At 68.2% G+C, this 13873-nt stretch carries 8 protein-coding genes and 1 tRNA gene; 5 read left to right on the top strand and 4 right to left on the bottom strand.

What is annotated here, in order from left to right; genetic code table 11:
* Positions 1–2 precede the first annotated feature (2 nt).
* The 4 genes from nadB to adhE all read left to right on the top strand — a co-directional run bounded on the left by nadB (position 3) and on the right by adhE (position 6678).
* Positions 3–1655: an L-aspartate oxidase gene (nadB, locus tag ACEN2M_RS09720; protein ID WP_441647915.1), complete on the top strand. Its 1653-nt coding sequence runs from the start codon at positions 3–5 to the stop codon at positions 1653–1655.
* Positions 1649–2509, top strand: coding sequence for a carboxylating nicotinate-nucleotide diphosphorylase (nadC, locus tag ACEN2M_RS09715; RefSeq protein WP_441647914.1), 861 nt, complete (start codon positions 1649–1651; stop codon positions 2507–2509). Before nadB ends, nadC begins: the two co-directional genes overlap by 7 nt.
* Positions 2510–2559: 50 nt before the next feature.
* A complete protein-coding gene (locus tag ACEN2M_RS09710; protein ID WP_441647913.1) occupies positions 2560–3702 on the top strand; it encodes a cysteine desulfurase family protein in 1143 nt (380 codons plus the stop codon).
* A 222-nt stretch (positions 3703–3924) separates the two neighbouring features.
* Positions 3925–6678, top strand: a complete 2754-nt coding sequence (gene adhE / locus ACEN2M_RS09705; RefSeq protein ID WP_441647912.1) for a bifunctional acetaldehyde-CoA/alcohol dehydrogenase — start codon at positions 3925–3927, stop codon at positions 6676–6678.
* A gap of 343 nt (positions 6679–7021) precedes the next feature.
* On the opposite strand, the gene ACEN2M_RS09700 is transcribed toward adhE, so the two are convergent.
* From ACEN2M_RS09700 to ACEN2M_RS09690, 3 genes are all read right to left on the bottom strand, one after another.
* Positions 7022–7095, bottom strand: a tRNA-Met gene (locus ACEN2M_RS09700).
* Between the two features lie 149 nt (positions 7096–7244).
* Positions 7245–10154 carry a UPF0182 family membrane protein gene (locus ACEN2M_RS09695; protein WP_441647911.1) on the bottom strand — a complete coding sequence of 970 codons (2910 nt, stop codon included), beginning with the start codon at positions 10152–10154 and terminating at the stop codon, positions 7245–7247.
* Positions 10155–10263: 109 nt separating this feature from the next.
* Positions 10264–11367 (bottom strand): YlbL family protein, encoded by a 1104-nt coding sequence (locus ACEN2M_RS09690; protein WP_441647910.1) that lies wholly within the window; start codon positions 11365–11367, stop codon positions 10264–10266.
* 141 nt (positions 11368–11508) lie between these two features.
* On the opposite strand from ACEN2M_RS09690, the gene ACEN2M_RS09685 reads away from it, so the two are divergent.
* Positions 11509–12870, top strand: a complete 1362-nt coding sequence (locus ACEN2M_RS09685; protein WP_441647909.1) for a zinc-dependent metalloprotease — start codon at positions 11509–11511, stop codon at positions 12868–12870.
* Between the two features lie 12 nt (positions 12871–12882).
* Here the strand turns inward: ACEN2M_RS09685 and ACEN2M_RS09680 are convergent, their stop codons facing one another.
* Positions 12883–13830 (bottom strand): sugar-binding transcriptional regulator, encoded by a 948-nt coding sequence (locus ACEN2M_RS09680; RefSeq protein WP_441647908.1) that lies wholly within the window; start codon positions 13828–13830, stop codon positions 12883–12885.
* Positions 13831–13873 lie beyond the last annotated feature (43 nt).

The raw sequence follows: 13873 nt of genomic DNA, 5'->3' as shown, positions 1-13873 counted from the left end.
CCATGGCACGCGTGCTGGTCGTCGGCAGCGGACTGGCCGGCCTGATCGCCGCGGTGCGGGCCACCGATACCGGCCACCGGGTGACCCTGGTGACCAAGGCCGCCCTCTCCGACAGCAACACCCGGTACGCCCAGGGCGGCATCGCCGCGGCCCTCTTCCCCGACGACTCGGTGGATGCGCACATCCTCGACACCCTGAGGGCCGGCGCGGGCCTCTGCGATCCCGCCGCCGTGCAGGTGCTCTGCGAGGAAGGCCCGGCCAGGGTGCGGGACCTGATCCGGTTCGGGGTCGACTTCGACCGCGACGAGTCCGGCATCACCCGCGGCCTGGAGGCCGCGCACTCCCGGTCACGGGTGCTGCACGCCGGCGGAGACGCCACCGGCGCCGCCATTGAGACCGCCCTGGTGCACACGGTGCGCGAGCGCGCGAACCGCGCCCACGCCCTCGGCGGCGACCAGATCACCATCCACGAACACACCATGCTCGTGGACCTGATCGTCGACGACGGCCGGGTCTCCGGCGCGCTCCTGCTCGGGCCGGACGGCGCCCAGCTCGCCGTGTCCGCCGACGCCGTGATCCTCGCCACCGGCGGTGCCGGGGCGCTCTACAAGCACACCACCAACCCGGCCATCGCCACCGGCGACGGCGTGGCCGCGGCCTGGCGGGCCGGCGCCGCGATCGCCGACGTCGAGTTCTACCAGTTCCACCCCACCGCCCTGGCGGTTCCCGGCACTCCCCTGGTGTCCGAGGCCGTGCGCGGCGAGGGGGCGGTGCTGCTCAGCAGCCAGGGCGAACGCTTCATGCCGGCTATCCACCCGGATGCCGAACTCGCGCCCCGCGACATCGTGGCCCGCAGCATCGCCGCGCAGATGAAAAAGCAGGACGGCGCACCCGTGCTGCTGGACGCGACCGGCCTGGGCCGGGAACTGCTCGAGGGTCGTTTCCCCACCATCACCGCGGCCTGCCGGGCCGCCGGCCTGGACTGGGCACTCGAACCGATCCCGGTGGCCCCGGCCGCGCACTACTGGATGGGCGGCGTCGCCACCGACGGCTGGGGCCGCACCTCCCTGGCCGGCCTCTTCGCCGTTGGCGAGGTCGCCCGCACCGGAGCGCACGGCGCCAACCGCCTGGCGTCCAACTCGCTGCTGGAGGCCGCGGTCTTCGCCGACCGTGCCGTGCGCGCCCTCGGCGAACCCGAGCAGCGCCCGCCGCTCTTCGACGACGGAACCTTGCCGGCCGGCGACCCCGTTGACTCCGACGTCGACGACGCCTTCGCCGCCTTCGACGCTGGGCTGGGCGACGCGCACACCCTCGTCGACCGGGCCGCGCTGCAGGACCTGCTCTGGGAGGCCGCCGGGGTGCACCGCGCCGGCACCGGCCTCACCCGCGCCGCCGTGACCCTGGCCGGGTGGCAGGCCGTTGACCGGCGGCAGGCCGGCGTCGCCGAGCTGGAGACGGGCAACCTGCTCGACCTCGGCCGGCTGATCGTGGCCGCCGCCCTGGCCCGCGAGGAATCCCGCGGCGCCCACCACCGCGCCGACTTCCCCGACAGCCGGCCGGAACTGGCCCGGCCCCGCTTCACCCGCCGTCTGATGCGGCCGACCCACTCCTTTGTCACAGTTCCGCCGCAGCCTTCGGAGGCCATCGCATGCTGACCACTTCCGCCATCGATACCGTCGTCCGGGCCGCCCTCGACGAGGACGCGCCGTGGGGCGACCTCACCTCCGAGATGCTGATCCCCGCCGATGCCGTCGCCACCGCCCAGCTGGTGGCCAGAGAAGCCGGCGTCTTCAGCGGCGGTGCCGTCTTCGCGGCCGCGTTCCGCCTGGTCGACCCCCGCATCGCCGTGCACCTGCACGTCGCCGACGGCGCCGTCTTCGCGGCCGGCGACCTGCTCGCCGAGGCGTCCGGTCCCGCCCGGGGCATCCTCACGGCCGAACGCATCGGCCTGAACTTCGTGCAACGAATGAGCGGTATCGCCGCCCTCACCGCCCGCTACGTGGCCGAGACCACCGGCACCGCGGCCCGCATCGTCGACACCCGCAAGACCACCCCGGGGCTGCGCGCGTTCGAACGCCAGGCGGTGCGTGACGGCGGCGGCCACAACCACCGGTTCAGCCTGTCGGATGCCGTGATGGCCAAGGACAACCACCTCGCCGTGCTCAGCGCCGGCGGCATCGGTCTCACCGAGGCCCTGCTGGCCGTGCGCGCCAAGCTCTCGCACACCACCCACTTCGAGGTGGAGGTCGACACCCTCGAGCAGATCGAACCGGTGCTCGCGGCCGGCATTGACACGATCATGCTCGACAACTTCGACGCCGAGAGCCTGGCCGAGGGCGTGCGCCTGGTGGCCGGCCGGGCCATCGTGGAGGCCAGCGGCGGCGTCTCACTCGAGACCGTGCGGCGGATCGCCGAGGCGGGTGTCGACGTGATCTCGGTCGGCGCCCTCACCCACAGCGTTCGGTCGCTCGACCTCGGGCTGGACGTGGTGATCCTCACCGAGGACTGACGCCCACCCTCCCCTCCTGCGACGCCCGACTCCCGACTCCCGGAGCAGTCATGATCTACCTGGACAACGCCGCCACGGCGCCGCTTCGCCGTGAGGTCGCCGAAGCCATCTGGCCGGTTCTGACCCGCGGGTTCGGCAACCCGTCCAGCCACCACCGGGTGGGCGAGGCCGCCGCGGCCACTCTCAAGGCCGCCCGGGCGCGCATCGCCCGGGTGCTGGGCTGCCGGCCCGGCGAAGTCACCGTCACCGGCGGCGGCACCGAAGCCGACAACCTCGCGGTCAAGGGCCTCGCGCTCGGCAACCCGCGCGGCCGGCACATCATCACCACCGCCCTCGAGCACGAGGCCGTGCTCGAGTCCTGCGACTACCTGCACCGGCTGCACGGCTTCGAGATCACCCTGCTCGCCACGGATGCCACCGGGCGCGTCGATCCCGCCGAGCTCACCCGGGCCATCCGCCCCGACAGCACCCTCGTCACCGTGCACTACGCCAACAACGAGATCGGCACCGTGCAGCCCATCCGTGAGCTCGCCGCGGTCGCCCGCGCGGCGGGTGTGCCGTTCCACACCGACGCCGTGCAGGCCGCCGGCTGGCTGCCCCTGAACGTCGCCGACCTGGGCGTGGACGCGTTGAGCATCTCCGGGCACAAGCTGGGGGCACCGCAGGGCGTGGGCGCGCTGTATCTGCGTGGACGCCTGCCGGTGGAACCGCTGCTGCACGGCGGCGGCCAGGAACGCGGCAAACGCAGCGGCACCGAGAACGTGGCCGGCGCGGTGGGGCTGGCCACCGCCCTCGACCTGGCCGAGGCCGAGCGGGTCGAATTCGCGCCCGCATTGGCGGTGCTCCGCGATTCGTTCGTGGCGGCGGTGCTCGCGAGCACTCCGGGCGCGGCGCTCACCGGGCATCCGGTGCACCGTCTGCCCGGCAACGCCTCGTTCACCTTCGCCGGCACCGGTGGCGAAGCGGTGCTGCTCGAACTGGAACGGCACGAGATCGTCTGCTCGAGCGGCTCGGCCTGCGCTGCGGGCAGCGACGAGCCGTCGCACGTGCTCACCGCGCTCGGCATCCCCAGCGACCTCGCCCAGACCGCCGTGCGGTTCACGCTCTCGGCCAGCACCACGGCCGCCGAGCTCACCGAAGCCGCCGCCCGGGTGCACGACGCCGTCGCCGCCGTGCGCGGCCTGGCCGGCTGAGCCCGCAACTGTTCCCAAAGCGGACAAATGGTTCCGGTGCGCCGGGACCATTTGTCCGCACGGGCAACAGTTGCGGCGCGTGCTGAACGGATGCTGAACGAGCGCCGAATGCCAGCCGAATGGCGGGAAGTGGGACCTTTGGCCCGTGTTTTGGGCGTTGCGGCGTTCTATGTTTGAACCAGAGACAAAGATCCCAGATCGGGTTGTCCAGGAGGAATACTAATGACGATCACAGACCATCCAGTCGCCACTCCATTAGCTGCGCAGATCGACTCCATGGTTTCCGCGGGCGCCGTTGCGCTCAAGGAATACGCAAACTTCACGCAGGAGCAGATTGACTTCATCGTCAAGAAGGCTTCCGTCGCTGCACTGTCCAAGCACGCCGAACTCGCCGTGCACGCCGTCGCCGAGACCGGCCGTGGCGTCTTCGAAGACAAGGCAGTGAAGAACCTCTTCGCCTGCGAGCACGTCACCAACTCCATGCAGAACCTCAAGACCGTCGGCATCATCAGCCGCGACGACATCACCGGCATCACCGAGATCGCCGAGCCCGTCGGCGTCATCTGCGGAATCACCCCGGTCACGAACCCCACGTCGACCGCGATCTTCAAGTCGCTCATCGCGCTGAAGACCCGCAACCCCATCATCTTCGGTTTCCACCCGGGAGCCCAGCAGTCCTCCGTCGCCGCCGCCCGCGTCGTCCGTGACGCCGCCATCAAGGCCGGCGCCCCCGAGAACTGTATTCAGTGGATCGAAGCCCCCTCGCTCGAGGCCTCCACCCTGCTGATGAACCACCCCGGCATCGCCACCATCCTCGCCACCGGTGGAAACGCCATGGTCCGCGCCGCGTACTCCTGCGGCAAGCCCGCCCTGGGTGTCGGCGCCGGAAACGTGCCGGCCTTCATCGAGAAGAGCGCCAAGCTCAAGCGTGCCGTCAACGACGTCGTGCTCTCCAAGTCCTTCGACTACGGCATGATCTGCGCTTCGGAGCAGGCCGTCATCATCGAAGAGCCCCTCTACAAGGAGGCCATGGCAGAGTTCAAGATTCTGCACGCCTACCTCACCACCGCCGCCGAGAAGGCCCTGCTCGAAGACTTCATCTTCGGCGTGACCGCCAACTCGGAGAACTGCGCCGGAGCCAAGCTCAACCCCACCGTCGTCGGCAAGTCGCCGGTGTGGATCGCCCAGCAGGCCGGCTTCACCGTTCCCGAAGAGACGTCGATCATCCTGGTCGAGGTGTCCGGAGTCGGACCGCACGAGCCGATGACCCGCGAAAAGCTGGCACCGGTGCTCGCCGTCATGCACGCCAAGGACGCCGAAGAGGGCATCTCGCTCTCCGAGCAGATGGTGGAATTCGACGGACTGGGCCACTCGGGCTCCATCCACAGCGAGAACCCCGAGATCATCGAGGAATTCGGCAAGCGCGTCAAGGCTGTCCGTATCATCACCAACGCTCCCAGCTCGCTCGGTGGCATCGGCGACATCTACAACGCGTTCATCCCCTCGCTCACGCTCGGCTGTGGCTCGTACGGACACAACTCCGTCTCGAACAACGTGTCGGCGATCAACCTGATCAACGTCAAGCGCATTGGCCGGAGGAACAACAACTTGCAGTGGTTCAAGATCCCCGCGAAGACCTACTTCGAACCGAACGCGGTTCGTTACCTGGCCGACATGCGCAACGTCAGCCGCGTCACCATCGTGACCGACTCGACCATGACCCGCCTGGGCTTCGTCGACAAGATCCTCGACGTGCTCAACCGCCGCGAGAACCGCGTCGCCCTGCAGATCATCGACAACGTGCTCCCCGAGCCCACCGTCGCAGCCGTCGAGAAGGGCGCAGAGGAAATGCGCGCCTTCAAGCCGGACACCATCATCGCCCTCGGTGGCGGTTCGCCGATGGACGCCGCGAAGGTCATGTGGCTGCTGTACGAACACCCCGAAATCGAATTCTCCGACATGAAGGAAAAGTTCTTCGACGTGCGCAAGCGCGCGTTCAAGTTCCCCGACCTGGGCGAGCTCGCCAAGCTGGTCTGCATCCCGACCACATCGGGTACCGGCAGCGAAATGACCCCGTTCGCCGTCATCACCGATGACGTCACCGGAGTCAAGTACCCGCTGGCCGACTACGCGCTGATCCCGTCCGTCGCGATCATCGACCCCGTGCTCACGGCCATGATGCCGTCGTTCCTCGCCGCCGACTCCGGCTTCGACGCCCTGACCCACGCCACCGAGGCGTATGTCTCGGTGTACGCGAACGACTTCACCGACGGCCTCTGCCTGCACGCGATCAAGCTGATCTTCGAGAACATCGAGACCAGCGTCAAGGGCACCATCGGCAGCACCGACGGCAGCGTCATCAAGGCCCGCGAGAAGATGCACAACGCCGCATCCATCTCGGGTATGGCCTTCGGTAGCGCGTTCCTGGGCATAGTCCACGCCATGGCTCACGTCACCGGCGCCCAGCTGCACCTGATCCACGGCCGGGTCAACGCGACCTACCTGCCGCACGTGATCCGCTACAACGGCACCGTACCGACCAAGCTGACCAGCTGGCCCAAGTACGAGCACTACATCGCCCCGGAGCGCTTCCAGGAGATCGCTCGTCACCTCGGACTCCCGGCCTCGACTCCTGCCGAGGGCGTCGAGTCCTACGCCCAGGCCGTCGAGCAGCTGCGCGACAAGGTCGGCATCAAGCCGTCCTTCCAGGCTCAGGGCGTGCCGGAGGAAGACTTCATCAGCCGCCTCGACTCGCTCGCCATGGGCGCCTACGGCGACCAGTGCGCTCCGGCCAACCCGCGCATGCCAATGCTCGAGGACATGAAGACCCTCATGGAGGCCGCGTACTACGGCACGTCGTTCGCCGAGGTTCGCGCCGGACGCGCAGCCGTGGTTGACGCAGCTCTCGAGACCGGTGCAGAGGTTGCCGCCCCGACCGCAGACGCCAAGAAGCCGGCCCGCAAGGCCGGCAAGTAGGCTCCTCGCGTCACAGCAGTAACCGTTCGACCCTGCACCACCACAACGGCCCCGCACACTCGTGCGGGGCCGTTTTGTTGTGCCCTGGCCGGGCGTGACGCAGAGCCGGCCTGCAGGACGTCGCACGGGATCTCGACAGGCTCGATCAACGACGGGGCACGGCCTGCAGGACGTCGCCCGGGATCTCGACAGCTCAACGACGTGGACGCATCGAGCGTCGACGTAGGACGGTCGCATCGAGCGTCGACGTAGGACGGTCGCATCGAGCGTCGACGTAGGAGGGTCGGCCTTCGCCGCTTAACGCAAAAGTCCCGGCCTCTGTCGAGACCGGGACTTTTTCTTGTTGCGGGGGCAGGATTTGAACCTACGACCTCTGGGTTATGAGCCCAGCGAGCTACCGAACTGCTCCACCCCGCGCTACAAGAACTAAGTTACCACAGTTCCGCAAGGCCCTCGAATCGGGGTCTCCCCCCGGGCGCGTCGCGGCCGGAGAGCCAAAACGCGGGTGGTGCGACCGGGTTTCCCCGGCGCACCACCCGCGCGCGGATGAGGCGGCGAACTACGCGCTACTGCGCGTCGAGCAGCACCAGCAGCTCGGCCACCGCATCGTTCAGCTTCTTGTCGGCAACCCCATAGGCGGAGAAGTCACCCGACGTCAGGGCCGCCTGCTTCTCGGTCACGGCCAGCTTGGCTTCCGCGAGGAGCGACCTGATCTGAGCGTCCGTCGCCGGGTCACCGGTCGTCGTCGACGGGGCTGTGCCTTCGTCGACGGGAGCCTCGCCCGGGGCGGGCGCTTCCACGGCCGGCACGTCGGTGTCGCCGGCGTTGGCCCCGGACTCACCGCCGAAGAGCACGTTGAGCGCGTTGTCCAGGGTGTCCTCGAAGGCGATCTGGTCACCGAAGGCCACCAGGACCTTCTGCAGCAGCGGGTAGCTGGTCTCACCGGTGGACTGCACGTACACGGGCTGCACGTAGAGCAGACCGCCACCGACGGGCAGCGTCAGCAGGTTTCCGTTGAGCACAGTGGACTGGCCCTGCTTGAGCAGGTTGAGCTCGGCGGAAATCGTGGGATCACCGTTGAACTTGGCCTGCACCTGGCCGGGGCCGGGCACCGTGATGTCGTTCGGCAGGGTCAGCAGGCGCAGCTTGCCGTAGCCATCCGCCCGTTCGCCGTCGGTCGCACCCGCATCCGCGTCGGCGGCAAGGTACCCCGTCAGGACGTTACGGCTGGTCTCACCGGACGCGTTCGGAATGAACGTGGAGTACAGCGAATACGACGGCGCTTCCTGGCCGGGCATCTGCATCGTCAGGTAGTACGGCGGCTGCAGGGTGGTGTTGGTGCTCGGCGACACGGGGTCGTTCGGCGTGGTCCAGGCGTCGTCTTCGGAGTAGAACGAACCGGGGTCGGTCACGTGGTACTTGCCGAGGACAGCGCGCTGCACCTTGAACATGTCGGCCGGGTAGCGCACGTGGCTCATCAGGTCGCCGGTCATCTCGCTCATCGGCTTGACGGTGGACGGGAAGATCTTCTGCCAGGTCTGCAGCAGCGGGTCGTTCTCGTCCCAGGCGTACAGGGTCACGGAGCCGTCGTAGGCATCCACGGTGGCCTTGACCGAGTTGCGCATGTAGTTGATGTTGTCGAGCGCGAACGGCTGTTCGGGCGTCTCGGTGTCGGCGATGGCATCGCTCAGGCTCACCGCGGTCGAGTACGGGTAGCTGGCCGAGGTCGTGTAGGCGTCGACAACCCATTTGATGCTGCCGTCGACAACGGTCGGGTACGGGTCGGAGTCGAGCGTGAGGTACGGGGCGACCTTCTGCACACGCGTGATGGGGTCACGGTCGTAGAGGATCTGGGATTTCTCGTTGACGGCATTGGCCAGGAAGATCTGCTCGGACTGGAACTTGAGCGCGTAGATCAGCTTGTTGAACGGGCCGCTCAGGCTGGGTCCGCCGTCACCCGTGAAGGTGGTCTGGGTCTGCTGGGCGCCGTCCTCGCCGGACGGGTAGTCCAGCTCGATCGGGTCGGTGCCCTCGGGCGCGCCGACGATCGAGTAGGTCGGCGAGGTCTCGCCGAAGTACACCCGCGGCTCGAATTCGCCCAGGGCTCCGGAGGTGGGGATACCGTTTTCGAGGAACACCGGCTGGCCGTCGGCCGAGCGCTGGTTGCCGTAGGCGGCGACGACGCCGTAGCCGTGCGTGTAGACGACCGAGGAGTTGACCCAGGTCTCGCTGCTCAGGCCGCCGAGGTCGAGGTCACGCACCGCAACCACGGTGTCCTGGGACTTGCCGTCGATCGTGTAGCGGTCCACGTCGAGGTTCGAGGGGAACTGGTAGTACTGCTTGAACTGCTCGAGCTGGGCGAACGCGTCGCTCACCAGCGCGGGGTCGAGGATGCGGATGTTGGCGGTGGTCTCGGCGTCTTCGCGCAGGGCGCCGGGCGTGGCCTCTGTGGTGGCGGTGTACGGGATCTCTTCGACGTCAGCCACACCGTAGGCATCGCGGGTGAGGTCGATGTTGCGCTGGATGTACGGCGCCTCAAGGCTCTTGGCGCTCGGGTCCACCTGGAAGCGCTGCACCACCCAGGGGTAGAGCGAGCCGATCAGCAGGCTGCTCACGAGCAGCAACGCGGTGCCGATCACCGGCAGGCGCCAGCGGCCGATGAAGGCGGTGACGATGAACAGGATGGCGACGAAGATCGCGATGCCGGCCAGGATGGCGCGGCCGGGGATGGTGGCACTGACGTCGGTGTAACCGGCGCCGGTGATCAGGTCGTTGGCCTGGGTGAGGGTGGAGTACTGGTCGAGCCAGATGCTCACGCCCTGCAGCAGCAGGTAGATGGCGGCGGTGACAGCGATCTGCACCCGCGCGGCCTTGGCCACGAAGACCTCACGGCCGGTGATTCGGATGGCCCCGTACAGGTATGACGTCGCGAGGGCGACGAGCGCGGAGATCAGCACGACAGCGGAGCTGAACGCGAGAAGCGACTGGTAGAACGGCAGGTCGAAGAGGTAGAACGACACGTCGAAGCCGAACTGCGGGTCGGTGGTGCCGGCATCCGTGCGGTTGAGCCACATCAGGATCGTCTGCCAGCGCGTCGCGGCGGCGACGCCGGCGAACAGGCCGAGCAGGGCGGGGATGCCGTACATCGCGAGCCGGCGGAGCGGTTCGATGACCTGCTGGTAGCGGTCGATCTGCGAATTCAGCTTGGCGTAGACCGGGCGCAGCCGGTACGCGAGCTGAATGCTCACCCAGACGGGCACGGCCATGCCGAGGAATCCGACCACGAACAGCGCCGCACCGGCGATCCACTGGGTGGTCAGCACACTGAGGAACCCGAGTTGGTCGAACCAGAGCACGTCCGCGTACAGCCCGGCGAAGATGAAGAACAAAATCACCAGCCCTGCGATGATCGCTGCCGTGATGGCGAGCGGGGCACGGCTCCGACGTGGAGCGCTTCCGGCGGATGATGTGGTCACGAATTGGCCTCTTGCTCTGATAGATCGGGGGTCAGACCCTCATTCTATGCAAGCCGTCTCTGGGCAAACCCCCAGTTCGCTGAGGGCTCGCCCAGAAGGAGGGTTGCTATCAGCTTGCCGGGCAGGTCGGCAGGGTGCTGGTGTCTGCTCCGGTGCGGATTGCGTCGAGCGCGGCGAGGGAGTCGTCGAGGGTGTTCACGGCCAGCACGGTCAGACCGTCAGGCACATGCCCGGTCACTTCATCGCAGTTCGCGGTGGGCGCCAGGAACCACTTCGCGCCGGCCTCCTGGGCGCCGAAAAGCTTCTGGCGGATCCCGCCGATGGGACCGACGGTGCCGGACTGGTCGATGGTGCCGGTACCGGCGACCTTCGCGCCGCCCTGGATGGATCCAGGGGTGAGCTTGTCGATGATGCCCAGGGCGAACATCATGCCCGCGCTCGGTCCGCCGACCTTGTCGAGTTGGATGTTGACGTCGAAGGGAAACTGGTATTCCGAGGTGACGTTGATGCCAAGCACCACGTTGCCGTCGATGTCGACGGGGGTGACGTCGACGCTCTGCTCGGTGCCGCCGCGGCTCAGCCCGATGGTGGCAGGGGTGTCGGCGCCGTTGGCGGTGAGCGCGCCGCGCAGGGCGGTGATGTCGGCGACGGCCTCACCGTTCACGGACTCGATGACGTCGTCCGCCTCGATCAGGCCTTCCGCCGGCGCCCCATCAGCCAGCGACGCGACGGTCAGCTCGGTCGGGTAGTCGTAGCCCAGGCTGGTCAGTGCCGCGGCGATGGAGTCCCGCTGCGAGTTCACCATGGCCGCCTGGTTCTGCTCGTCACGCTGTTCGGTCGTGACGTCGGCGGGGAAGACGGACTCCAGCGGCACGACGGCCTGGCTCGGGTCGAGCCAGGCGCCGGCGACCGTCAACCAGTTCAACCGGCTGTCGGGGTTGCCGAGCACCGAGACCGTGAGCAGATCGAGAGTGCCCTCGGTGGGGTACACGGTCTGATCCGGGATCGTGATGAGGTCCGTCTCTTCACCCTCGTACTCGGCCGAGCCCAGGGTGTTGAACACCGGCCCGGGCTTTTCGACCACGTACGGCGCCGGCACCACGGCCAGGGCGAGCCCGGTGACCAGGGCGATTCCCAGCACCACCCAGCCCGTGCGGGAGCCCCGGCGGGGTCGATCGGAGCCCGAATGTGATTCAGCGGTGAAGAGGGCCACCAGGCTCCTTAGAGAGATGTGCGGGGTTACTGCGATCTGTTCGCTACAGGCGACACCGCATGACCCCAGCGTAGGTCATTTCCCAGTTCTAGCCGGGGTTCTCGGGCTAGCGTAGAGGGACGCAACTGAGAGGTGCCTGAAGTGGCCGATGACTCCCGACCCGACGAGGGTCAGAACCCAGAAGACGAATTCCGGGACATGCTCCGAGACATCCTGTCGGGCAAGTCCTCGATCGACCCAGGTCAGCTGGCCGGCGCGGCCGGCCTCCCCAACGATCCCGCCAGTGTCGCCGCGTTGATGAACCAGTTGCAGGGCGCCCTGAAGGGCGGCGGTGACGGCGGCATCAACTGGGAAATCGCCCTGAAGCAGGGCCAGGAACGTGCCGTTGCCGGTCAACTCAGCACCACCGACGCCCAGCGCGCCGAGCTCGAGCAGGCCTTTCACATTGCGGCCCTGTGGCTGGACGATGTGATCAACGTTGCCGAGCTCACCGTGGAACCGCGCCTGATGACCCGCAAGGAGTGGGTGACGGCGACTATGCCGCTCTGGAGTCAGCTGGCCGAGCCCGTGGCGACGAGCATCTCCGATTCGCTCACCAACGTGCTCACCGAGCAGGCTCCAGAGGAGCTCAAGGGCATGCTCGCCGGTGCCAGCCAGATGATGCGCAACCTCGGCGGCACCCTGTTCGCCATGCAGCTCGGCCAGGTCGTCGGTCAGCTTTCCAGCGAGGTCGTTTCCGGCGGCGACATCGGCATCCCCCTGTTCGGTGACCAGCAGGCTGCCCTGCTCCCCCAGAACGTCGCCGAGTTCGGCGAGGGCCTGGACGTGCCCGGTGACCAGGTGCAGATCTATCTCGCCGTGCGCGAGCTTGCGCACGCGCGCCTGTTCCGGCACTCCCGCTGGTTGCGGCTGCACATGATCAGCTCGATCACCGAATTCGCCCGCGGCATCACCATCGATACCGAGCGTCTCGAGTCGCTGGCAGAGGGGTTCGACCCGTCCAACCCCGAGGAGCTGCGCGACGCCATGGTCAACGGTTCGTTGATCCCGCCGAAGTCCGACGCCCAGCTGGCCGCCCTGGCCAGGCTCGAAACCATGCTCGCGTTGGTCGAGGGCTGGGTCGACGTGGTCACGGTGGAGGCGACCAGCCGGCTGCCGCGCGCCGACGCCATCAACGAGACAGTCAAACGGCGCCGCGCCTCCGGTGGCCCCGCAGAATCGGCCTTCGCCACCCTGGTGGGCCTGGAGCTGCGCCCCCGGCGGCTGCGGGAGGCTGCAGCGATGTGGCAGGCCGTGACGGATGCCGTGGGCAACGAGGCCAGGGACGCCCTGTGGGCGCACCCCGACATCCTGCCGACGTCAGAGGACCTCGACGACCCGCAGGCCCTGGTCGCCCGCCTGACCTCCACCGCGAAGGGCGAGCCGCCGGTGCTGGACGATGTTGATCAGGCCCTCGAAGACCTTCTCCGCGACGACAACCCCGACCGCCCCCACGAGGCGTAGCCGGCTCGCCGGTCAGGCCGCGCGGATGAGGGACAGCGCGGTGTCTTCGTCGGTGATCAGGACCGTGCAGAGACCGCTGAGAACCACCGAGCGGGCGATGGCGTGCTTGCGGGGCCCGGCAATCACGGCGATGGCGGTCTTCGCGCGCCGCAACTGCTCGAGCGGGATTCCGAACGTTCGTTCGTCCAGGGCCGGGTCGACGATCTGGCCGGCGCTGTCGATGAACCGGCCCACCACATCCCCGACGGCGCCCTTCCGCACGAGCTCGTCGACTTGGGCAGGGGTGAGGTAGCCGCTGTCGACGTGGGCGGAGCCCTCGTCGGCCTGACCGGCGCTGAAGAGGTACGCGGATGCCGACGAGCCCATCTCGAGCACTGCCGTGACCGAACGGTCGGAGGCGATGGCCAGCTTGGTCTCGACCCGCTCCAGGATCGCGGGGCTGGGCAACAGGGTGAACTGGCCCGCGCCCTTTTGCGCGATGCTCACGGCGGTGGCCGCGGCGGTGCCGGGCCGGGCGTTCAGGCTGACGCCGCCGTTGATCTGCACCACGTTGACACCGTTGGCCCAGCCGGGCTTGAGCTGCACCGAGATGTCGTACAGGGTGCGCCCCCAGCTGATGCCGAGCGTGCGCGGAACCGGGCGCAGGGCACTGAGGTAGTCCGCGGCCGCCTGCGCGGTGCGCTTGTTGAGGTCGAGTTCGTCGACGACCCCCGACGTGGACACCACGATGGCGTCGGCCAGGCCGGTGGCTTCCCGCAGCTGGCGCTCGAGCCCGATGCGGCGGGCCCGCGGATGCACGATCTCGATGCGAATGAACCCGTTCGCCTTGGCCTGGGCCAGTAGCCGGCCGACCTTCCACCGGGTGAGCCGGAGGATCGTACCGATCTCATCCTGGGTCTTGTCTTCTTCGTAGTACAGCTCGGCAGCCCGAATGGACAGCAGCTCGTCGATGTCGGTCATTCGTTGGTGCCTTCCTACGTGGCCCTAGCGTAAGTGGATCTGA

Origin of the sequence: Cryobacterium sp. W22_MBD10_FK3, assembly GCF_052113745.1 — a bacterium.
Classification (GTDB): Bacteria; Actinomycetota; Actinomycetes; order Actinomycetales; family Microbacteriaceae; genus Cryobacterium.
This window is presented reverse-complemented; position numbering and strand designations above follow the sequence as displayed.